Annotated in this window: 22 protein-coding genes and 1 pseudogene; 14 read left to right on the top strand and 9 right to left on the bottom strand. The window is 62.4% G+C overall.

Annotation, left to right across the window (positions count from 1 at the left end):
* Positions 1-27: 27 nt before the first annotated feature.
* The 6 genes from AB4Y35_RS36300 to AB4Y35_RS36275 form a co-directional block, all read right to left on the bottom strand.
* On the bottom strand, positions 28-1944 hold the full coding sequence (locus AB4Y35_RS36300) for an AAA family ATPase (protein ID WP_368708196.1): 1917 nt from the start codon (positions 1942-1944) through the stop codon (positions 28-30).
* A gap of 306 nt (positions 1945-2250) precedes the next feature.
* The gene (locus AB4Y35_RS36295; RefSeq protein WP_368708195.1) at positions 2251-2541 is read right to left on the bottom strand and encodes a hypothetical protein; all 291 of its coding nucleotides are present in this window, start codon (positions 2539-2541) and stop codon (positions 2251-2253) included.
* Positions 2542-2896: 355 nt separating this feature from the next.
* The gene (gene tatA / locus AB4Y35_RS36290; protein ID WP_368708194.1) at positions 2897-3124 is read right to left on the bottom strand and encodes a Sec-independent protein translocase subunit TatA; all 228 of its coding nucleotides are present in this window, start codon (positions 3122-3124) and stop codon (positions 2897-2899) included.
* Positions 3125-3152: 28 nt separating this feature from the next.
* Entirely contained in the window at positions 3153-3893 is a 741-nt protein-coding gene (locus tag AB4Y35_RS36285; protein ID WP_368708193.1) for an ABC transporter permease, read from the bottom strand.
* Positions 3890-4837 carry an ABC transporter ATP-binding protein gene (locus AB4Y35_RS36280; protein WP_368708192.1) on the bottom strand — a complete coding sequence of 316 codons (948 nt, stop codon included), beginning with the start codon at positions 4835-4837 and terminating at the stop codon, positions 3890-3892. The genes AB4Y35_RS36285 and AB4Y35_RS36280 overlap by 4 nt, the downstream gene beginning before the upstream one ends.
* Positions 4838-4849: 12 nt before the next feature.
* Entirely contained in the window at positions 4850-5911 is a 1062-nt protein-coding gene (locus AB4Y35_RS36275; protein WP_368708191.1) for an FAD:protein FMN transferase, read from the bottom strand.
* 457 nt (positions 5912-6368) lie between these two features.
* Between AB4Y35_RS36275 and nosZ the strand changes: the two genes are divergently transcribed.
* From nosZ to AB4Y35_RS36210, 13 genes and pseudogenes are all read left to right on the top strand, one after another.
* Entirely contained in the window at positions 6369-8339 is a 1971-nt protein-coding gene (gene nosZ / locus AB4Y35_RS36270) for a TAT-dependent nitrous-oxide reductase (protein ID WP_368708190.1), read from the top strand.
* Between the two features lie 150 nt (positions 8340-8489).
* The gene (locus tag AB4Y35_RS36265) at positions 8490-9707 is read left to right on the top strand and encodes a nitrous oxide reductase family maturation protein NosD (RefSeq protein ID WP_368708218.1); all 1218 of its coding nucleotides are present in this window, start codon (positions 8490-8492) and stop codon (positions 9705-9707) included.
* On the top strand, positions 9700-10608 hold the full coding sequence (locus AB4Y35_RS36260; protein ID WP_368708189.1) for an ABC transporter ATP-binding protein: 909 nt from the start codon (positions 9700-9702) through the stop codon (positions 10606-10608). Before AB4Y35_RS36265 ends, AB4Y35_RS36260 begins: the two co-directional genes overlap by 8 nt.
* On the top strand, positions 10605-11438 hold the full coding sequence (locus AB4Y35_RS36255) for an ABC transporter permease (RefSeq protein ID WP_368696785.1): 834 nt from the start codon (positions 10605-10607) through the stop codon (positions 11436-11438). Before AB4Y35_RS36260 ends, AB4Y35_RS36255 begins: the two co-directional genes overlap by 4 nt.
* Positions 11435-11962: a nitrous oxide reductase accessory protein NosL gene (locus AB4Y35_RS36250; protein ID WP_368708188.1), complete on the top strand. Its 528-nt coding sequence runs from the start codon at positions 11435-11437 to the stop codon at positions 11960-11962. Before AB4Y35_RS36255 ends, AB4Y35_RS36250 begins: the two co-directional genes overlap by 4 nt.
* 10 nt (positions 11963-11972) lie before the next feature.
* Positions 11973-12239: a hypothetical protein gene (locus AB4Y35_RS36245; RefSeq protein WP_368708187.1), complete on the top strand. Its 267-nt coding sequence runs from the start codon at positions 11973-11975 to the stop codon at positions 12237-12239.
* 2 nt (positions 12240-12241) lie between these two features.
* Positions 12242-12640, top strand: coding sequence for a hypothetical protein (locus AB4Y35_RS36240; protein ID WP_368708186.1), 399 nt, complete (start codon positions 12242-12244; stop codon positions 12638-12640).
* 22 nt (positions 12641-12662) lie between these two features.
* Complete coding sequence (locus AB4Y35_RS36235; RefSeq protein WP_368708185.1) at positions 12663-13127, top strand: cytochrome c5 family protein; 465 nt, start codon at positions 12663-12665, stop codon at positions 13125-13127.
* Positions 13128-13266: 139 nt separating this feature from the next.
* Positions 13267-15402: pseudogene (locus tag AB4Y35_RS36230) on the top strand (4Fe-4S binding protein); the annotation flags it as partial.
* 101 nt (positions 15403-15503) lie between these two features.
* The gene (locus AB4Y35_RS36225; RefSeq protein ID WP_368708184.1) at positions 15504-16157 is read left to right on the top strand and encodes a cytochrome c; all 654 of its coding nucleotides are present in this window, start codon (positions 15504-15506) and stop codon (positions 16155-16157) included.
* Positions 16158-16227: 70 nt separating this feature from the next.
* Complete coding sequence (gene petA, locus AB4Y35_RS36220; protein WP_368708183.1) at positions 16228-16848, top strand: ubiquinol-cytochrome c reductase iron-sulfur subunit; 621 nt, start codon at positions 16228-16230, stop codon at positions 16846-16848.
* Entirely contained in the window at positions 16849-18234 is a 1386-nt protein-coding gene (locus AB4Y35_RS36215) for a cytochrome bc complex cytochrome b subunit (RefSeq protein WP_368708182.1), read from the top strand.
* Between the two features lie 75 nt (positions 18235-18309).
* On the top strand, positions 18310-19035 hold the full coding sequence (locus AB4Y35_RS36210) for a cytochrome c1 (protein WP_368708217.1): 726 nt from the start codon (positions 18310-18312) through the stop codon (positions 19033-19035).
* A 71-nt stretch (positions 19036-19106) separates the two neighbouring features.
* Here the strand turns inward: AB4Y35_RS36210 and AB4Y35_RS36205 are convergent, their stop codons facing one another.
* A complete protein-coding gene (locus AB4Y35_RS36205; protein ID WP_368696793.1) occupies positions 19107-19577 on the bottom strand; it encodes an Rrf2 family transcriptional regulator in 471 nt (156 codons plus the stop codon).
* 427 nt (positions 19578-20004) lie between these two features.
* Here AB4Y35_RS36205 and AB4Y35_RS36200 point away from each other — a divergent pair, with 427 nt between their 5' ends.
* Positions 20005-20685: a Crp/Fnr family transcriptional regulator gene (locus AB4Y35_RS36200; RefSeq protein ID WP_368696844.1), complete on the top strand. Its 681-nt coding sequence runs from the start codon at positions 20005-20007 to the stop codon at positions 20683-20685.
* Between the two features lie 35 nt (positions 20686-20720).
* On the opposite strand, the gene AB4Y35_RS36195 is transcribed toward AB4Y35_RS36200, so the two are convergent.
* Positions 20721-21299: an SCO family protein gene (locus AB4Y35_RS36195; RefSeq protein WP_368696794.1), complete on the bottom strand. Its 579-nt coding sequence runs from the start codon at positions 21297-21299 to the stop codon at positions 20721-20723.
* Entirely contained in the window at positions 21296-22096 is an 801-nt protein-coding gene (locus AB4Y35_RS36190) for a formylglycine-generating enzyme family protein (RefSeq protein WP_368708181.1), read from the bottom strand. The genes AB4Y35_RS36195 and AB4Y35_RS36190 overlap by 4 nt, the downstream gene beginning before the upstream one ends.
* Positions 22097-22405: the final 309 nt, after the last annotated feature.

Genomic DNA, 22405 nt, shown 5'->3' with positions numbered 1-22405 from the left:
GAACGATGACGGCGATATAAGAGCGGCTCAGGCGGCGGCCGCTTCGGTCACCGCCTGCGTGCTCGCCACGGCCGCCGCATGCTCGCGAATCAGACGATAGACCGTCTCGCCGGGCACCGTCTCCGACTCGAGCAACTGATCGGCGATCGCGCGCAGTACCGGTTCGTTCGCACGCAGCAACGCGAAGCACGCGTCGTTGAGTTCGTGCAGCAGCGTGTTCGCGTGCTCGATCGCGGCCTTCAACTGCAAGCCCGCGACCTGCTGCGGCAGCGCCGCGAGGCTGAACAGATTGCCATCCGCGTTGAAGCCGTGCTTCGACACCATGTCGAGGCTGATGCGCGAGGCCTCCTGCAAATCCTGCGCCGCGCCGCTCGATGCTTCGCCGAACATGAGCAGTTCCGCATTGCGGCCGCCCAGCAGCACCTGGATCTCGTTGCGCATTTCCGTCTCGCGATACAGGTACTTGTCCTGCATTTTCGTGATCAGCGCCACGCCCAACGCGCCGCCGCGCGGCAAGATCGTCACTTCCTCTAGCACGCCGGTGCCGAGGAGCGCGGCGACGAGGCCATGTCCCGCTTCATGGATCGCAATGCGCGTGCGTTCGTCGTCCGAAAGCGCGCGCTCCGCGCCGTTGACGTCGCCAATGCGCGCAATCTTGATCGCCTCGAGAAAATGCACCGCGGCCACTTCCTGCTTGCCGGCCTTGCGCGCGACGAGACCCGCCTGATTCACGATCATCGACAGCGTGGCCGGCGAAAGGCCCGTGGTCAACCGCGCGAACTGGTTGAAATCGAGGTCGTCGGCTTTCGTCTTCAGATTGCCGGCATAGAAGCGCAGAATTTCTGCGCGGTCCTCGAGGTCGGGCAGGCGCACCTGCACCGTGCGGTCGAAACGGCCGGGGCGGCGCAGCGCTTCGTCGAGATTGTCCGGGTGATTGGTCGCGGCGACGATGATCACGCCTTCGTTCGATTCGAACCCGTCCATCTCCGCGAGCAACTGGTTGATGATGCGGTTGCTTTCCGCCTCGACCGGGCCGCCGCCCGTATCGGTGCGCTTGCCGAGGCCGTCCGCCTCGTCGATGAAGATGACCGTGGGCGCGTTCTTGCGCGCGAGTTCGAACAGGCGCTTGACCTTCTGAATGCCCACGCCGTAGTACTTCGCGCTGAAATAGCTGCCCGTGATGGCGATGAAGTTCGCGCCGCATTCGCCTGCAAGCGCCTGCGCGAGCCGCGTCTTGCCGACGCCCGGGCCGCCCGTCATCAGCACGCCGCATGGCGCGCGCACGCCCATGCCCGTGAACTGCGCCGGCTCGGTGAGCCACGCGCGCACGTCGGCGAGCGCGGCTTTCGCTTCGCCCGCGCCGATCACATCGTCGAAGCGCAAAGTCGGCGATTCGCCGAGCAATTGCGCGCCGCCGCCCATTTCCCGGCGCATGAACCACAGCAGGCCGCCTAGCATCAGCACGGGGAGCAGCAGACTGAGCGCGTCACGCGAGCGGTCGAGGGCTTCTGTCCAACGCTCGGCGCCGATGCGCACATCGGCGTGCGGCAGCCAGACGAGTTGCCAGGGCGGCGTCGCGCCCGGCTTCAGATCGCCGAGCAGCAGGGCGTTCGCGAACGCGCCATTATGGTCGGCCACATAATACTTTTCGCCCTTGGTCGTCGAGACGAGAATCGCTTCGCGGCTCACGCCGATCGCGGCGACATCGCGGTCGCGAATATCGCGCAGCAATTCCGAGGCATCCTTCTCGCGCTTCGTCCATGGCGATGCGTCATGCCGCATTTCGCTGGCGACACCCGTCAGCGCAGCCGGCTGGGACTGCGCAAGATTCGCTTCATGGCGCCAGTAGAAAAAGCCAGCCGTCGCCGCGAGTGCGGCCGCGCATACACCTGACGCCACGTATCGGCCAAAGCGTGACCACCGCGAATTCCTTGCCGGTTTCATGAATGCATTCCTGCCCGGCGCCGCCGTGACGGCGCCAGATAATCTATCGTGGGACTGGAGGCGCTCGAACGTCTCGCCTTGCGTAGTCCATGGATAATCAGGAATACGAAAACGACCCTTTTAGTCGCGCTGCTCCATTGGAATTATGCCTGCGTTGGGCGGCCCGCGAAAAAGGGGATTGGCGGATAAATACCTTTTAATCCGGTGATTTAGCGTGGTTGCGTGGTTTATGGCGGGGCGCGAACAGCGATGTACGCTTGTTTGGGGTGCTTTTCCCAAGAGGGTCAGACCGTATCGCGGACAGAATCAAAGGTAGATCGGCAACCCTTCCCGTAGCATCCGCGCGCGCAGAAAGTCGAACGTGAATTCTCGCAGGCGTGGGTTGGACTTGCGTAGCAGATCGATGGCCTGCGTGAGTGAGTGGCCCCCGTTTTCCAGTGCCTGCGCGAACCGGACGATTTCGTGGCGCTGTACGAGCGCATCCGGATTGCGGCGCAGCGCGGCCAATGTGCGCGTCACGCCGTTTCGCGGCACCGCCCCTCTCACGATGCAGAGCAGGTGAATCGCGTCGAACAGGTCTGCGTTGAGTGCGCTCATGCGTAATCGGGAGACAGGAGCCGCGCCGGCGTTCGCAAGCGACTGTGCGATTGGGTCGAAAACGGGCAGCGGATCTCTTCCGAGGCGCCGAAGCAGCTTTTCCGCACAATGACGCTCGGAAACGAGCGTGATGGCGCTGCCGCCGGTGCGCGGCAGCGCCTCGAGGTGGTAGTAGCTGCCTCGCGCCGGGATCGGGCCGCACGACAACGGTTGCTGATTGAGCTTCCTCAGATGAACCAGAGGCGTCACGTGGTGCGTTTCCCAAATGCACGGCACGTGAAAGCGTCCGCGTACGGGGCTCATGCTGCACGCTCTCGAGGGCGCCAGAGTCGTTTCCGCCACTTTATGGCGCGTCTCATTGTTGTTGACATGTTTTCTCCGTTGCGGTGACATCGATTATGGCGGACGACGGTAGTTCGGCATCCTGATCGAGTGCGGGCGCCTCGGCTTCCCGCATGCCTTCCTTGAAACCTTTGACGGCACCGCCCAGATCGCCGCCGATATTGCGCAGCTTCTTCGTGCCGAACACCATCGCGACGATCAGCAAGACGACAAGCCAGTGCCAGACACTGAATTCACCCATGGAAATCCCCTTTCATTCATCAAGTTTGCTATGCGTCGCGCCGGCTGATGTGGCGCACGACGAGCCAGCCCGCAGCGAACAGACACGCCGCGAGCGTGGCAAGCGAGCGCTCCGGTGCGATCACGAACCGGGTCGTCAACACGCCGCGCATCAAGTCGACACCGTAGGCGGCGGGATCGAAAACGGCGGCAAGCCGGATCCAGTCCGGCGCGAGATCGAGCGGATAGAGCGCACCTGAGAGGAAGAACATCGGCAGTAGCAGCGTGTTCGAGACGACCGGAAAGACGATCACCGACCGGAACGGCAGCGCGAGCGCGAGTCCGAGTGCGGAAAATGCGAGGGCGGCAAGCGCCATGGCGAGGGCGAGAAACGCGAGGCGCGGCGCCGTGAGACCGATGCCGATGGTCGGCGAGAACGGCAGCAGGAGCGCGCTTTGCACCCAGGCCAGCGTTGCGCCCGCGCCGATCTTGCCCGCAGCGATCTCGGCGCGCTTCACGGGAGAAACCAGCAAGGCGTTCAGCAGACCCGTTTGCCGGTCGTGCACGATGCCGACCGCGGCCGAGATCGCCGTGTACATCAACGAAAGGCCGACGACGCCCGGAAAGATATACGCCTGGTACCCACTGACCTCCGCGTAGGTGCCGCTCCTGAGCGCTGCGCCGAGAACGAACAGATACAGCAGCGGCTGCGTGAGGCCGAACAGGATCCGCAGCGGCGATGCCCAGAATCGCTTCAGGTCGAACCAGATGATCGCGAGTACGTTGCTCATGCGGCTGCGTCTTCGGCCTGGTGGCATGGCTCGCTTTCGCGCGCGTCGTTCCAGTGGTCCACGATGTCCATCAGGTTGGGCGCCGTGACGTCCACGCTCGAGATCCGGTACGGCATGCGTTGCAGCAGAGCAGGCAACGCGGCTTGCGGATCGGCGACCGCCACGGCGATGCCGTGTTCGTCGATCGTCGCCGCGTAACCCTGCGCCGAGAGCCAGCGGCGCGCCGTTTCGATGTCCGGCACCTGCAGCCGGATCGTGCCGGGAACGTGCGCACATAGCGCTCGCCACGGGCCATCCGCGAGCACGCCGCCCCGATGCAGCACGACGACGCGATCGGCGTGGCTCGCTTCGTCGGCATGGTGTGTCGAGCACAGCACGGTGTGGCCCGCGCCAACGAGCGTCCTGATTTCCGCCCAGAACACATGGCGTGCGGCGACATCGAGGCCCAGTGTGGGTTCATCGAGCAACAGCACGCGTGGCCGCGAGATGAGTGCGCGCGCCAGTTCGAGCCGCCGGCGCTGGCCGCCCGAAAGACAGTGGACGGCTGCCGCCGCGAGCGCTTCGAGTCCGAAGGCCGTCATCAGTTCGTCGATACGCTGCCGGAGAGCGCGGCCCTTCAACCCCTGGCATCGCGCGATGAAGCTGAGGTTGTCGTACGCGCTCAAACGCGGTTCCAGCGCGGACTCCTGCAACACGACACCGATTCTCGAGCGGACCCGATCCGGCATGGCAACGGCGTCGATACCGTCGACGAGAATGCGCCCGCTGCGCGGCACAGCGAGCGTGGCTAGCAGCGAGAGCAGCGTCGTCTTGCCCGCGCCGTTGAGGCCCACGATGGCCACGAGCCCAGCGTCTGTGACCGTCATGTTGATGCCGTCGAGGATCGCGCGCCCGCCGCGGCTGAAGCTCACGTTGCGCAGATCGATGCCGGGTGCGTTCGTCATGGCGAAGGCCGTTCAATCCAGCTGCGCGGGGCGCAGCGACGGATCCGTAAAGCGCAGCCGCGCCGCCATGGGCGCGGACGCCCACACGCGCCCTTGCGCGTCCACCAGCAGCACGGCCTCGACGCCGATCTTGCGCGCCAGCGACATCGCCTGCGCGGAACCGGCGATGAACGGCGGCTTGCTTGCGCCGTCGGACAACGCGCCGGCATGCGGACCGGGCTTCACGAGCACGGTCACCGACTCGCTTTGCGTGGCCGGAAAACCGCTGCGCGGATCGAGAATGTGGCAGTAGCGCATGCCGTTGGATTCGAAGAAGCGCCGGTAGTCGCCGCTCGTGCCGATCGCCTCGCCGTCGCGCAGGTCGAGTGTCGCGAGCGCGCCGGCCTTGCGCGGGTCCTGGATGCCGACCTGCCAGGGCGTGCCGCCTTTGCTGCCCATTGCGAGCACATTGCCCCCCACGTCGATCAACGCGTTTTCGACGCCGCGCTGTTTGAGGATCGCGGCGGCGTCGTCCAGCGACCAGCCCTTGGCGTATCCGCCGAAGTCGATCGCGACCGCGCGATTGCTGCTCGTGACGACGCCAGTGGGCGAAATCGTGAGGTCCGCGATACGCGGGCGCAGCGCCGTCTCGCGCTCAACGGCTTCGCGCGATGGCGGCTTCACGTCGAATTGATCGGCCTGAAAACCCCATAGCCGAATGAGCCTGCCAATGGCGGGATCGAAAAGCCCGTGCGTTTCGAGGGAGAGCTGCTGCGCCGCGCGCAGAATCTGCGCGAGTTCCATCGATGCCTGGAAGGGCTTGCCTGCCGCGATGCTTTGGTTGAGTTGCGTGAGTTCCGAGGGCTGCCAGGCGTGCATCGAGCGATGCATGGCCTGGAAGTGCGTGAAGACTGCGTCGGCATCCTGCTGCGCCTGTTCGAGCGGTACGCCGTAAAGCGCCAGTTGCACGCGAGTGCCGAAAACATAAGTGCCCTGAACATAGACTTCCGGCGTTCTGAGCGTTAGCCCGAATCCGGCGGCAATGGCTGCGATAAAGAGCAGCGAAATCAGGATGATTTTTCGGTAAATGAACAATTTTCCAACGCTCCAGATAATATCCCTCTGCGCAGAATGGAATTCCATTGCGTTCGGCAATGTCCATTTTGTTTTTTTGATTATCAACACGTTTGAATCACGTCAAATTGGACGTTTTGACGCAGGCTGCACAGGCTCTCGCGTCCGATCGCCGCACGGGTGCTGAATTACGTATGCCGCGTACTTCTTTTTAATATAAATCAAGTCGCATTCGCGAGCGGCGCGCCAAACTATCCGACTGAAAACAGGTGTTCGGGTCGGAAACGAACTGAAGATGAATTAGAAATATGCGTCGCAACGAGCGATAAGCAGTGTCTTATTTTTGGGGAATGGAAAATGCGATTTATCAATTTTCAGATTTTTAAATAGCAGCGGTTTACTTCGGAGCCCATGGACTCGTTCCGCGGGTTTCGAGGCGATTTGTCGACGTTGAAACAAATTGACGAGCGAGAGCGTGATGACAATTTCAAAAGAAGAATCTGGAAAGACCGTAACTCCACAAGACACGGGGCGTCGCAGGTTCCTGGCTTCCTCCGCGGTCGCGGGTCTGGCGGGCGCGAGCCTGTCGCTCGGTCTGGCTGCGTGCAACAAGGGCGGGGGCGAAACCACTGCGGCGGCCACGGGCAACGCGGGCAGCGGCGCAAGCGGCGCGAGCGCGACCCCGGCCATCGATTGGGACAAGTACGAGGTGCATCCGGGCAAGCTCGATACGTACTACGGCTTTTCGAGCGGCGGGCACTCGGGTGACCTGCGGGTGCATGGGCTGCCCTCGGGGCGGGAGATCCGGCGCGTGCCGGTGTTCAACGTCGATTGCATGTCGGGTTGGGGCATCACGAACGAATCGCGAAAGATCATCGGCACGCGGCCGAACGGCCAGCTGAACTACATGACCGGCGACACGCACCACGTTCACATGTCGTATACCGACGGCGTATACGACGGCCGGTACATTTTCGTAAACGACAAGATCAACGCGCGCGTGGCACGCGTGCGTCTCGACACGATGGAGTGCGACGCGATCACGCAATTGCCGAATGTACAGGGCTTTCACGGCATCTTTCCTGACAAGCGCGACCCGCTGGACGAAAAGATCAATTCGACGACGCGCGTTTTCTGCGGCGCCGAATTCCATACGCCGCAGCCCAACGACGGCCGCGATCTGAACGACCCGAAGAAGTACTTCTGCCTGTTCACCTGCATCGACGCGAAGACGATGCAGCCGCGCTGGCAGGTGAAGGTCGACGGCAACATGGACCTCGTCGCGACGTCGTATGACGGCAAGCTTGCCTGCTCGAATCAGTACAACACCGAAAACGGCGTGCATTACGAAGACATGATGTCGGCCGAGCGCGACGCCTGCGTGTTCTTCAACATCGCGCGCATCGAAGCGGCCGTGAAGGCCGGCAAGTTCACTCACATCGGCAACTCGACGGTGCCCGTGGTCGACGGTACGCACGAGGCCAGCGCGGACCCGAAAACCGCGCTCACGTGTTATGTGCCCGTGCCGAAGAACCCGCACGGCGTGAATATTTCGCCGGACGGCAAATACTATGCATGTGCGGGCAAGCTGTCGCCGACCGCAACGGTGATTTCGCACGAGTTGATGCTCAAGTGGTTCGACGGCGAATTCAAGGATCCGCGCGACGCCGTCGTCGCCGAACCCGAAATCGGTCTTGGGCCGCTGCATACCGGCTTCGACGGCAAAGGCTTCGTGTACACCACGCTCTTCCTCGACAGCCAGATCGTCAAGTGGGATCTCGCCGCCGCGATGAAGGCCTACAAGGGCGACAAAGAAGCGAAGGTCGTTGTCGATCGCGTTGACGTCCATTATCAGCCGGGGCACGGATTCACCTCGATGGGCGAGACGAGAGAGCCGGACGGCCAGTACTTCATCTCCGACAACAAATTTTCGAAAGACCGGTATTTGCCCGTCGGCCCGCTGCACCCGGACAGTTCGCAACTGATCGACATCAGCGGCGACAAGATGGTGGTCGTCGGCGACCATCCGCTTTATCCGGAACCGCACGATTCGATCATGGTGCGCCGGGACATCATCAAGACGCGGCAGATCTACGACCTGAACGAGTTTCCGCTTGCCGTGAAGACCGCGAAGGACTGCCGTGTCGAACGCCAGGGCAGGAAGGTCACGGTGTATCTGACCTCGCAGGCGCCGGTCTTCGGCCTGCGCGAATGGACGGTGAAGAAAGGCGACGAAGTCACGATCATCCTGACGAATCTGGACAAGGTCGAGGATCTCACGCACGGCTTTGCCATCCCGTTCTACAACATCAACTTCGTCGTCCATCCGCAGCAAACCCAGTCCGTCACGTTCATCGCGGACAAACCGGGCGTGTACTGGTGCTATTGCACGAACTTCTGCCACGCGTTGCACCTTGAAATGCGCTCGCGAATGCTCGTGCAGGCATAGAGCGTCAAGGCAGTAGCAAAGGCGTGGGCGAACCGGGACGCTGCGCGTTTTCCGGTTCGCCGCGCGGCTCTCGTTCGAACCTCGAAAAACCTCTATCGCTGGCAGTCCAGAATGCTGGAGTTCCCACTTGTTGCGGTGCCTGCGCTTGCCATGCTGCTGGTGCGCACGGTCGCTGCCGCCACGCTCACCGTGCATCCCGGCGAGATGGTGGCTTCGGCGATCGACGCGGCCCGGCCGGGCGACACGGTCGTGGTCTACGGCGGCCGCTACGAGGAGAACCTCAAGATCGACAAGCGTCTCACGCTGCGCGGCATAGGCCGGCCGATGATCGATGGACGCAACACGGGCGACGTCATTCGCATTGCTGCGCCAGACGTGACGATCAGCGGTCTTGCGATCGTCAACAGCGGTGCGGACCTGACGGCACAGAACGCGGGCGTCTACGTGCAGCCCGGCTCGGACCGCGCCGAGATCGATCGCTGCGAACTCGTCTACAACCTGTTCGGCATGTGGATCGAGCACTCCGCCGACGTGCGCGTGCACGACAACGTGATCGTCGGCAAGCGCGACCTGCGCTCGCCCGATCGGGGCAACGGCATCCAGCTCTACAACACGACGGGCGCGCAGATCGTGGGCAACACCATCAGCTATTCGCGTGACGGTATTTACGTCGACGTATCGCAGCACGCGCTCTTCAAGGCCAACTCGATCCACGACGTCCGCTACGGAACGCATTACATGAATTCGTACTTCAACGTCTGGGACGGCAACGAGGTCTATCACAACCGCGGTGGCCTCGCGATCATGGAGTCGCGCAACCAGGTCGTGAAGAACAACCGGGTGTGGGGCAATACGGACCACGGCATCATGCTGCGCACGCTGCAGGACTCCGTGGTCGAAAACAACGTGGTGGCCGGGAACCAGCGCGGCCTGTTCATCTACGACGCCGAATACAACACGATCCGCGGCAACCTCGTGGTGGACAACAACGTCGGCGTGCATCTGTGGGGCGGTTCGATCCATAACGACGTGACCGGCAACGACTTTATCGGCAACCGGGAACAGATCCGCTACGTTGCCGCGCGCGACGTCGCCTGGCCCGGCAACTACTGGAGCAATTATTTCGGCTGGGACAAGCGCGGCCGGGGCATCGGCGACATTCCCTACACAGCGAACGATCTCGTCGACCGGCTCACCTGGCGTGTGCCCGCAGTGAAGGTGCTCATGAACAGCCCCGCGGTGCAGTCGCTGCGCCTGATATCGCAGCAGTTTCCGCTGGTGGCCGTGCCGAGTGTCGTCGACGACGCGCCGCGCATGAAGCCTTCGCACCCAGGGTGGGCAAGCTGGGTCGGGAGGCAGCATGATTGAAATTACGGGCGTGGCCAAGACGTTCGGTGCGCTGCGTGCGCTGGACGGTGTCGACCTGACGGTGCGCAAGGGCGAACTGTTCGGGCTGATTGGCCGCAACGGCGCGGGCAAGAGCACGCTGTTCCAGCTCATGCTCGGTCTTCTTTCGGCGGACGAGGGGCGTGTGCAGGTCGACGGCGAATGCGCCGGCGGTCCGCGCTTTCGTGCTGTCAAGCGCAGGCTCGGGTACCTGCCGGAGAACGTCGTGCTCTACGACAACCTGAGCGGGCTCGAGACGTTGCGCTTTTTCGCGCGGCTGAAGGGCGCCGATGCAGCCGGGTGCATGCCGCTGCTCGAACAGGTGGGTCTCGCCGGTGCGGCCGAGCGCAAGGTCCGCGAATATTCGAAAGGGATGAAGCAACGGCTCGGTTTCGCGCAGGCGCTGCTGGGCGATCCGGCGCTGCTGTTTCTCGACGAGCCGACGAACGGCCTCGATCCGGAAGGCATCCGCGAGTTCTATCGAACGCTGAAGACTCGTCAGGACGCGGGCACGACCATCGTCATCACCTCGCACATCCTTGCCGAAATCCAGCAGCGCGTGGATCGTCTCGCGATACTGCAGGCCGGGCGCATCCGCGCGGCGGGCAGTGTGTCCGCGTTGCGCGGCGAAGCGAACCTGCCGCTTTCCATCGAAGTCGTCGCGCTTTCGGACGACACGCACGCGATCGCTGAAGCATTGCGCCGGGCACCGTTTGGTGAACTGACGATTGGCGGGCGTCACATCGCATTCGAGTGCCCGCGCGAGGCGAAGATGGCGGCCATTGCAGCATTGGCGCCGCTGTCTGGCCGGATTGCGGATCTACAGATTCACGAGCCGTCGCTCGAAGACGTGTTTCTCGGCTGCACGGAGATGAACACATGAGCCTCGCCATTTGCTCTTCGTGGACACAGATTCGCGTGATTGCCGGCAAGGAGTTTCGCGACCGCATTCGCAACCGCTGGGTGCTCGCCGTGTCGCTCGTGTTCGGCGTGTTCACGCTCGCGACCTCGTACTTCGGCGCGGCCACGCAGGGCGCCGTTGGCTTTCACGGCGTCGAAGCGCTGATCGCCAGTCTCGTCAGCCTCACGATCTATCTGCTTCCGCTGATTGCGCTGATACTCGGATTCGACGCGATCGTCGGCGAGCGCGAGCGGGGCACGTTGAATCTGTTGTTGTCGTATCCGGTCACGCGCGTCGAACTGCTGCTGGGCAAGTACGTGGGGCTCGCCGCGGCGCTATCCTGCGCGACGCTCGCGGGCTTCGGTCTCGCCGGCATCGTGATCGCCGTGCGTGCGCCGGCCGCCGACTGGTTTCAATACGCGGGCTTCGTCGTCAGCGCAGTGCTGCTCGGCTGCGTCTTCCTGAGCCTCGCGGTCTGCACGTCGGTGTTTTGCGCAAGCCGCACGTCGGCGAGCGGCGTGGCGATCGCGCTGTGGTTCTTCTTCGTGCTCGTGTACGACCTGCTGCTGCTCGGCGCGCTGGTGCTCACGGGCGGCGCCGCGCTCGGCCCGCTGTTTCCGCTGCTGCTCATGCTCAACCCGTCCGACGTCTTTCGCATTCTGAACATCTTCGGCCCGGGAGACCTGCGCACGATGTATGGCCTCGTGAGCGTGTTTCCCGCCACGCTTGCTGTTCCGCTCTTTCTCGGCCCCGTGATGCTCGCCTGGATCGCAGCGCCGCTCGGGCTCGCTGCCTGGAGATTCAATCGATGAACCGCCACTCCTTCAAGACGATCGCCGCGATGGCGGTCACCGTGCTCACCGTCGTGCTCGCAACGGGTTGCCAGAACGATTCGCGTGCGCTGCCGGCGCCGCATGAAATCAGCGATTCGACGGTGAGCGTGCTCGACGGCATGAGCCTCAAGGAATACCCGGGGCCGAAGGCGCAGATGCTCTATGCGGACGGTCACACCGACTTCTTCTGCGACACGCTCGGGCTATTTTCGGTCTATCTGCGCCCCGAACACGATCGCAAGGTTAGCGCGATGTACGTGCAGGACATGGGCGCGGCCGACTGGCGGCACCCGGAGGGCCACTGGATCGACGCGACGCAGGCGATCTACGTGATCGGCTCCAGGAAGCATGGCGCGATGGGTCAGACCTTCGTTTCGTTCGCCACGGAAAGCGATGCCACGCAGTTCGCGAAGTCCGAAGGCGGACGGCTCTATCACTTCAACCAGATCACGAGCGATATGGCGACGACCGACGGCGGCGTGATCAAGGACCAGAACATGTAAGGAAACAGGGATGACACACTTTTTTCAAAACGTTCCCTCGGAAGCGGCCCAGCAGATCGATGCCCTGAGCCGCATGCTCTACGACCTGCGCGAGGACCGCAAGCTCATCCTCGCCAGATACCGCGCCGACGACGAGAAAGCGCTGCTGGCGCTGATCGCGGAGGGCAGGGTGGAAGCGCATCCGGCCTACGAGCACTACCTCGGTGCGAAGACGCTCGCGAATACGCGCGAAGTCATCCGCGAACAGTTGCGCGAACTGCTGGCCACGGGAGTTTGACCATGCTGCACATCGAATTGAAGGAGCATATCGAAGCAGCGTTCGACGCCACGCAACTGGCCTCGGTCACGCTGTGCCGCGATGCGCTCGAATTGGGTTTGACCAATGGCGTCGAGCTGACGCTGCGTATTGCAGACCCGAGCGAGTACGCGATGAACTGGCGCTGGGGCGAAGCGGCGATGGGTATCGATACCGCGCCCGTGCACCCCACGCTCGGCACTTTTCCAAACCATCTCCATACGCCGGATGGCCGGACCGTCGACGACCCGGTCAGCGAAGTCGGTGTAGCGCCGTGGCACAACGTGCGCAGGCTGATCGCCCGGCTGCTCGCCCAGCCGTTGCTGGGCTTTGACGCCTCGTTTTCGCGCGACTTGTCGGAAGCCACGAGCGACGAATCCTGACCCCCCTCAATAAGGAAAGACCATGAAAACCCGTAATACCGTGATCGCAGCCATTGGCTTCGCCCTCGTGCTTGGCCTTGCAGCATGTGACAAGAGTGGTGCCGCTTCGCAAGTGGGCAGCGCGACGCCGAAGTCGATTGCGCCCATCGGCGTGGTGGCGATGGACCCAGGCGTGTCGGCTTCGTCGGGCTTCGTCAAGGTGGCGGTGAGTGCCGCACCGGCCGCGGCGCCGAATCCTGGCGGCGAGAAGGTGTTCAAGAGCGTCTGCTTCATGTGTCACCAGACGGGCGCGGGCGGCGCCCCGATTCTCGGCAACAAGACCGACTGGGCGCCGCGCATCGCGAAGGGCAAGCCGGCGTTGTACAAGCACGCGCTGGACGGCTTTACTGGCAACAACGGGATGATGCCGGCGCGTGGCGGCAGTCCGAGCCTGAAGGACGACGAGGTGAAGGCGGCAGTCGACTTCATGGTGTCGAAGATTCAGTGACATGAGCGAGACGACGCCGCGCCGGCCGGGGTCAGGCGAGCGGCGCGGCGTCGGGATAGCTTCGCTATCGCGACGCGTTTCGGATAACTAATCGCGTCGATGCCGCGTCATTCCAGGCGGCTCCCACAAAGCGACAAAAATGAAAGTCTCGTTCCGGATCTTGCTGTTCGCGCCACTCTTCGCACTGCTGTTTGCATTCACCCACCCGGCCTTTGCTTCGATCTACGAGCAGGAGTTGCCGGACGAACTGTTCAGCCGTCCGGAGATGTGCAAGTGGACCGACTGCGCGGGCGTGATGCCAGGCGCAACCGAATTCTCGGCGCGCAAGGGCAGCCCGCCATACGTCGAGGCCTATGCAAACGACGGCCACGCGCGCGTACTCAGGGGCTACGTATTTCTCTCGACCGATATCGTCGACATACAGGGCTACTCCGGCAAGCCCATCGTCACGCTGATCGGGATGGACACAAAAGGCGTGATTACCGGCGTCAGGGTGCTCAAGCACAGCGAGCCGATCCTGCTCGTGGGCATACCCGAAAGCAAGCTGCTCGCCTTCTTGCGGCAATACGTCGGCCGGTTCGCCGGTTCGCGCTTCGAGATCGGGCAAGGTAGCGCGGGTGCGGCGAACCTCGATGCCATCTCGGGCGCGACCGTGACCGCCATCGCGGAGAACCAGTTGATCGCGCGTTGCGCGGTTGCGATTGCGAGCCAGGTCGGTATCGTGAAGGAAGCCGTCTTGCCGCAGGCAAAACTGCTGGCCGCCGAGGCGCGCTATGGATGGCCCGCGCTCGTGGACATGGGCGCTGTGCAGCACCTCGTGATCCACGCGAGCGACGTTGGCGCAGCGGAGAGCGGCGCGCCCTATCTCGATCTTTACTATGGCTACCTGAACGCGCCGGCAATCGGCAAGAGCATTCTTGGCGACTACGATTACGCGCAACTCATGAACCGGCTCAAGCCCGGCGAGCACGCGCTTTTCATCGTGGCGAACGGCACGGAGTCGTTCAAGGGCTCGGGCTTCGTGCGTGGCGGGATTTATGACCGCATTCAGGTCAGACAGGGGATCAACGCGTTCACGTTCAAGGACTCCGACTATCTGAACCTCTATTCGTTGCAGGCGGCGGGCGCACCCGCCTTCAACGAGACCGGTATCTTCATCATCCGCAGCACGAGTTTCAGTGCCGCCTATCCGTGGAAATTCGTGTTCCTCGGCCACACCATCGACAAGCAATCCGGCGCGAAGCGTTTTTCGGCGTTCAACTCGCCGTACTGGCTGCCGGCGCGCTTTCTTGACGGCGGCAGGCCGAAGGTTCAGGAGGAGAAGCCGGCCTGGTGGAACGCATGGAACGGGAAGAAGGTCGAGATTGGCCTTTTCGTTGGCTGGGCCCTTGCCGTCATGCTGTTCTTCGCGACGCGCGACCGCTGGGTGCGCGAGGCGAAGCGCGCGAACAAGCGCTGGGTCTCGTGGCCGAAAACAGCGAGCTGGCTGATTGCGGTGGGTTTCGCAGGCTGGCATGAGATGGCGCAGCCATCCATCACGCAGGTGCTGACGTTCATCCATTCACTGTTTGGCGGCTGGAATCTCTCGCTCTTCCTTTCCGATCCGTTCATCTTCGTCTTCTGGATCGTGATCGCGATCACCGTGATCGTCTGGGGACGCGGCTTGTTTTGCGGATGGATGTGCCCGTTCGGGGCGATGTCCGAGATGCTTTACAAGCTCGCGCGCGCAGTGGGATTGAAGAAGCTGCAACGCCAGTTGCCGATGCGCTGGCACAACCGGCTGCGCAAACTCAAGTACGCAGTGTTTGCGGTTTTACTCGCCGTGTCGTTCTTCTCGATGCCGTGGGCCGAAAAGCTCGCCGAGATCGAGCCGTTCAAGACGACCTTCCTCGTTGGCGTACTCAACCGCGCGTGGCCGTTCATGTTGTTCTGGACTGTCGTCGTCGGTGCATCGATCTTTATCGAGCGGCCATTCTGCAAGTATCTGTGCCCGCTAGGGGCCAGTCTCGCACTGCCTGGGCGCCTGCGCTTGCTCAAGTTGCGGCGCAAGCCCGAATGCACGACCTGCCACGCTTGCGCAGTGGGCTGCGGTTCCCTCGCGATCGACGACACAGGGCGGATCGATCAGATGGAATGCATGCTCTGCCTCGATTGCATGGTGATGTATTACGACGAGCACAGCTGCCCGCCTCTCGCGAAGGAGAGAAAGCGGCGCGAAAGGGAAGCGCTGCCTCTGACTCCGGTCGGCAAGAACGGACATTACATTCCGATCAAACTGGAAGTTCCCGAAGGCGCGACCATCCGGGGCGCAAACACTGCGCCACTGGCGCGCCCGGCGGAACCTCTCGCCCTTACAAAACAGGACAGGACGTGCGAATGAATCGAATGCACAAGCTTTGGGTGAGTCTTCAAGTGGCCATGAGTCTTTCGGGTTGGGCAGTGCTTGCGCACGCGGCGCAAGTCGATGCGCCCGATGCCAGCCGAGGCCAGGCCGTCGTGGCGCAGGTATGCGCGGCGTGCCACGGCGCCGACGGGAACAGCGCCGCCGAAACCTGGCCGAAGCTCGCGGGGCAGCACGCCGGGTACATCGTCAAGCAGCTAGGCGATTTCAAGGCGCCTCCCGGCGGTGGCCAGCCGGCTCGCAACAACCCGATTATGGCGGGCATGGCCGGCATGCTCTCCGATCAGCAAATCGCGGATGTCGCTGCGTATCTCGCGGCCCAGAACCCGCAGCCCGGCTACGCGCATGACAAGGACACGCTCGCGCTGGGGCAGCGCATCTATCGAGGCGGTATTGCGGAAAAGGGCGTGCCCGCGTGCGCCGCTTGCCACGGGCCCGCGGGCCAAGGGATTCCGTCGTTGTATCCGCGCCTCTCGGGGCAATGGGCGGCCTATACCGCGATCCAGTTGACTGCGTTCAGTCAGGGAGCGGGCGCGAGGGACAACAGCGCATCGATGCATGCCATTGCATCGCGTCTTTCGGACAGCGAAATCAAGGCGGTGGCCGACTACATCTCAGGGCTGCGCTAGGGGCGCCATTCGCGTCGGCACGCCGCCGTCGAGGCGGCCTGAAAGAAACAATTCAAAAACGAGGAATGTCATGCAAGTCCAGCAAGACGAACGTGTCGACAGCGGCCGCCGGACGTGGCTGATTGCGGCATCGGTAGCAGGCGGCGTCGGCGGAGTGGCCGCGGTCGTGCCTTTCGTTGGCTCGTTTGCGCCTTCCGAAAAGGCGAAGGCGGCCGGCGCACCGGTTGAAGTCGACATCGCCAATCTCAAGCCTGGCGAGATGATGACCGTGGCGTGGCGAGGCAAGCCCGTATGGATCTTCAACCGCACCGATCAGATGCTCGCCGGTATTCAGAAGGCCGACAACGAACTCGCCGACCCGCAGTCGAAGAATCCCTTTTCGATGCCCGAGCCCGAATACTGCAAGAACGAGTTTCGATCGCGCGCCGAGCATCAGAACATTCTCGTGGCGGTTGCCGTTTGCACCCATCTGGGCTGCACGCCGACGCCGCGCTTCCAGTCGGGCCCGCAGCCGAACCTGCCCGAGAACTGGCCGGGCGGCTTCCTGTGCCCGTGCCACGGCTCCACGTACGATCTCTCCGGCCGCGTGTTCAGGAACAAGCCCGCGCCCCAGAACCTCGACATCCCGCCTTACATGTTCACGTCAGCCACTCAGCTCGTGATCGGCAAGGACGAAAAAGGAGAAGCGTAAATGGCGAGCCGCACTGAACACGAAGTCGAAACGAAGGGAATCCTCGGCTGGGTCGACAAACGCTTCCCATTGACCGCAATGTGGAAGACCCATCTCTCCGAATATTACGCGCCGAAGAATTTCAATTACTGGTACTTCTTCGGCTCGCTCGCGCTGCTCGTGCTGGTGAACCAGATCATCACCGGCATTTTCCTCACCATGAACTACAAGCCCGATGCGACGCTCGCGTTCGCATCGGTCGAGTACATCATGCGCGAGGTGCCGTGGGGCTGGCTCATCCGCTACATGCACTCCACGGGCGCTTCGATGTTCTTCGTGGTCGTGTATCTGCACATGTTCCGCGGGCTGCTGTACGGTTCGTACCGCAAGCCGCGCGAGCTCGTGTGGATCTTCGGCTGCGCGATCTTCCTGTGCCTGATGGCCGAAGCGTTCTTCGGCTACCTGCTGCCTTGGGGCCAGATGTCGTTCTGGGGCGCCCAGGTGATCGTGAACCTGTTCTCGGCGATTCCCTTCGTTGGCCCGGACCTCTCGCTATGGATTCGCGGCGATTACGTTATCTCCGACGTTACGCTCAACCGCTTTTTCGCGTTCCATGTGGTTGCCATTCCGCTCGTGCTCATCGGGCTCGTGGTCGCGCACATCATCGCGCTGCACGAGGTGGGCTCGAACAACCCGGACGGCATCGAGATCAAGGAGAGGAAGGACGCGAATGGCGTGCCGCTCGACGGCATTCCGTTCCACCCGTATTACTCAGTGCATGATTTCCTCGGCGTGTGCATCTTCCTGATTGTCTTCGCGGCGATCGTGTTCTTCGCGCCGGAGATGGGCGGCTACTTCCTCGAGGCGAACAACTTCGTGCCGGCCAACCCGCTGCAAACACCGCCCGAAATCGCGCCGGTCTGGTACTTCACGGCGTTCTACGCGATGCTGCGCGCCACCACCGACCCGTTCAAGATCGTGCTGATGATCGTGATCGCGCTGCTCGGGCTGCTCGCGCTCGTGCGCGCCCGCGGCAAATGGCGCGCCGGGCTGCCGGTGCTGGCAGTGCTCGTGATCCTCGCGATGTACTTCACCGAGTCGAAGTTCTGGGGCGTGGTGGTGATGGGCACGGCGGTGATCTCGCTCTTCTTCCTGCCGTGGCTCGACCGCTCGCCGGTGAAGTCGATCCGCTACCGGCCGCTGTTCCACAAGGTGTTTCTCGGCATCTTCGTGGTGGCGTTCTTCATTCTGGCGTTCCTCGGCACGCGACCGCCATCGCCCATGGGCACGCTGATCGCCCAGATCTGCGCGCTCGTCTATTTCGCTTTCTTCCTCGGCATGCCGTTCTGGACGCCGCTTGGCACTTTCAAGCAGCCGCCCGAGCGCGTGCGATTCAAGTCCCATTGACCAACGAGCGAAGAGAACATGAATATGAAAAGGAAACTGCTTTCTAAACTGACGCGTAGCGTGGCTGCTTCGGCCATGTTCGCACTCGCTTTAGGTGCTGCGGGTGCGCCGGCGACGGCACAAGAGACGATTGCGCTCGATCACGCCCCCGAAAAGGCGAATGATCTTGCCTCGCTCCAGCATGGTGCGCAGCTGTTCGTGAACTATTGCCTGAACTGCCACAGTGCGAACCTGATGCGCTACAGCCGGCTGCAGGATCTCGGCATTTCACAGAAACAGATCGAGGCGAATCTGCTGTTTTCGGCCGACAAGGTGGGCAGCACGATGAGCGTCGCCATGCGAGCGGACGATGCCAGAAACTGGTTCGGCGCCGTGCCACCGGATCTTTCGGTGGAGGCACGTTCGCGCGGGAGCGACTGGCTCTATACGTACCTGCGCAGTTTCTACCGCGACGACACGCGGCCCACCGGCTGGAACAATCTGGTATACGAAAATGTGAGCATGCCGCACGCGCTGTGGCAGTTGCAGGGCGTTCGAACCGCGAAGTTCGAAGATACGATCGACAAGGACAGCGGGGAAAAGGCCCACCGCTTCACGGGTTACCAGCAGGTGACACAGGGAAAACGCTCGCCGGCGGATTACGATGCCGACGTGGCCGATCTGGTGGCCTATCTCGGCTGGATGTCCGAGCCGGAGCAGCGCACACGCAAGCAACTCGGCGTGTGGGTGTTGCTCTTCCTGGGCGGCATGACTTTCGTGGCGTGGCGGCTAAACGCCGCGTACTGGAAGGACATCAAATAACGAAAAGGCAGTTTTCTTTGCCTCGAACCGGCGCTGATCAGGCTATGAACGATAGCGGTGATCAGCGCCCGTCACGTCGACGGTTGCCGCATTGGCGAGTGATTGACTGGACGGCCGATGAGAAGGTGCGCCAACTCGCCCTGGTCGGACGCGAGGTCGGCGAGCGTGCAGCGATCGAGCACGTCGAAATACGCGCGCGTGGCAGCCCAGAATGTCGAACGAAGTCCGCAGGCCGCAGTGGTCGCGCTCGTGCCGTGCTCCGTGCCGAAGCGTTCGGCCAGGTCGAAATCCTGCTCCATCGTGCGCACGACTTCGCCTACCGTAATCAGCACCGCAGGGCGGCCAAGGCGCAAGCCGCCCGCGCGGCCTCGTGACGTGCGGAGATAGCCGGCCCTGCCGAGCGTATGGACGATCTTCGTCAGATGATTGCGTGAGATGCCGAATGCCACGGAAATCTGGTTGACCGTGAGGAGTTCGTCACGGTGAACGGTGGCGTAGACCAGCACCAACAGACCATATTTGGTGAAGCCTGTAAGCCGCATAATGATTTTCTAACGTTGATTGGCGATAAAGGCGCAGTTTCTTTCAGCCGCAATGTGGTGAATCGCTTCCGGATGAAAGGTTGGTGCATAGATAGTATGGCTGCATCGACCACAGAGAAAATGCTACGGCTCAATGTTTCCGCGAGTTGATTCAATTGAGCATTGGCATGACGGCCGCACTGGCGCGAGGGCTTCGGTGAGAGCGCATGCAGGTGCATGCATACCGTTCGAAGTGAGGGATAGCTGTTTGATGGCGGACAAATATAGCCACACTCGCACGCGCGACAATACAAAAGTTACCCCAAAGCATTGATCGACTGCCATGTCTTTGATTACCGATTCCCCTACGTGCGCCCAATTGGCGAAAGCAGCGGCTGAAACAGATAGCCAATTGCAATCCAAAGCTGCGACTGGCCGGAGTAGCCCGGTGAGGGTAGGCAAGATTCGCATCCAGGACTTCCTTTCGAAGATGCCGCTGTTCAATGAAATGTCGGCGGAAGAACTCGATGTGCTGGCACTGGGCACCACCGAGCTGCGGGTGGCGCGCGGCGCGACGATATTTCGCCGCGGCGATCCCTGTCTGGGTTTTCATACGGTCGTCTATGGGCTGATCAAGCTGAGTTTCAGCTCTCCCGTCGGCGAGGAGAAGATCGTTCGTCTCGTCGGGCCGGGCGACGGCTTTGGGGAGGCGCTGATGTTCATGGACAAGCCCTATATCGTGTCCGCGCAGGCGTTAGCCGACACCTTGCTCCTGTATGTGAAGAAGTCGGTGGTCGTATCGGAGCTCGAGCAGGATCCGGCCTTTGCACGCAAGATGCTGGCTGGTCTCAGCATGCGTCTTCACAACCTGATGCGCGACGTGGAGGCGTACTCGCTCCAGTCCGGAACGCAGCGCGTAGTCGGCTATCTCCTGAATCTCGTGGACGACACCTGCGAGAGCGCGCAGCAAGTGCGGCTCGAAACGGGCAAGCGAACGATCGCTTCGCGGCTCAACATCACGCCCGAGCATTTTTCGCGCATCTTGCGTGACCTGAGCGTGCGGGAACTGATTGAAATAAAGGGCCGGGAAATCACCATTCCCGATGTCGCGCGTTTGAGGAAGGGATGACCGAGCGCGCGTGCGCCGTCGCGCGCGTAGCGGCCCTAGTGACCCGTGGAGCGCGCACGCACTGCGGAAACAAACGCCGGGTCGACTTTGCCGATGACCGACGTCCGCGCAACGATACGTCCGTTCTCGTCCAGAAGCGCAATCACGGCATTGTGGCTGAAGTCGCTGTTCGTGCGCTGCCGGTAAGCGACACCGAGCGCCGCGGCAAACGCCATCAAGTCTCCCGCCGTCGAGCGCGTCAGGCGCCAGGACGCCGCGTCCAGCCCGTGCGCCTTTGCCATCGCTGCGAGGTTCACGACGTCGTCGTGTTGCGGATCGATGCTGACCAGCAGCACGGAAGGAACGCCTCGATCCTGCGCGCTTGCCGCGCGGCGAACCTGGTCGATGGTGTCGATCGTCAAGGGGCAAGCCGCCGAGCACGCCGTATAGAACATGCTGACGATGACCGGCTGGCCGCGCATCGACGCGAGGTCGAATTGCCGCCCTTGCTGATCCTGTAGTGTGAGCGACGTCTGGTACAGCGAATCTCCAGGCAGCGAGAGCGATGACGTGGCTGCGAAGGCCGCCGGCGTACTCAAAAGAATTGCGCAAAGCAAAAGAATGAAGCGCTTCATGATCCACCCTTGTCGTCGATGTTCATATCCTTGACGCAGCGGAAACCTACGCTGCGACTGCTGTCGGCCGGTTTCAGTGCCGAGAGGGCAGCGACGCGCATCATCAGCGTGTAGTCGCTGCGGTCGAGGAACGCGAGCGCTGCGCCGCCACAGAGCCGGAGTTCGCTGTTGTCGCCTGAATTGCGCGAGTCCGCGTTCGCGAATAGCGCGGCATAGTCGTCCACCCATTCGCCGGTCAGCGCATGCATGCCGTGCAGCCCATAGACATTTGGGCGTTGATGAACGGGCGTCATGTGCGGCGAACCGAAAGTCGCCATCAGGTTCGCGAGCAGCCGCGCTTGCCGGTCGGTGTCGTGGCGTGCGTCGCGAAGCTTTGCGTCTGCCGCTGCCGCGTATTCCCATTCGATCCACTGCGGCAGCCGTGCCTGCTCCGATGCGCAGTAGGCACGCGCCGCAAACCAGCTAACCCCTGTTACGGCTTCATCGGCTGGAGCGTCGGGGCCGGGATTCAAAGGTCCGGACCAGTGCGAAAGATATCCGGGGGTGGCAAACAGGACGGCGACGCGGTCGCGACGCCAACGCGGTTCGCCGCTGACAAAGGCGAGGAAATCCGCATTCGTCACGAGCCTTTCCCGCATGCGAAACGGTGCGACGACGCGTTTGTCACGGGTGTCGTCGGCTAGTTTGATAGCACTACGGAATGATCCACCCGGCACTTCGACATAGCGCGTGTCGGCCAGTGCGCACGAAGCGGCGAGGGAGAGCGTCACGGCGAGAAGGAGCAACCGGAACCGCATGAACAGCTTTCCTCCGAACAAAAAGCTCAGCGACAACGGATCACGGCGTTATTGCGCCGAAGTGCTGCAATGTCGTCAATCGCCTGAATGCAACTGTGCCCGGCGGTGGCAGTGAATGGCATCCATCACGGAGCAAAGGATGAATCATACTTTCGGCAGCCGTATACCCCGCGTCAAGCGGGATAAAGAAAATACTTAACACCGCTTCAGGAATACACGTCGCGTGTTCGCCGGTTGTTGCAGACGATCGCACGAAACGCAGGCACAGGGGGTTGCGCGGCAGCAAATGCAGCTTCGGTGCGAGGGGAC

Source organism: Paraburkholderia sp. EG286A (assembly GCF_040965375.1).
In the GTDB taxonomy this organism is placed as follows: domain Bacteria; phylum Pseudomonadota; class Gammaproteobacteria; order Burkholderiales; family Burkholderiaceae; genus Paraburkholderia.
The sequence above is the reverse complement of the archived record's forward strand: the minus strand, read 5'-3'. Positions and strand labels throughout refer to the sequence as shown.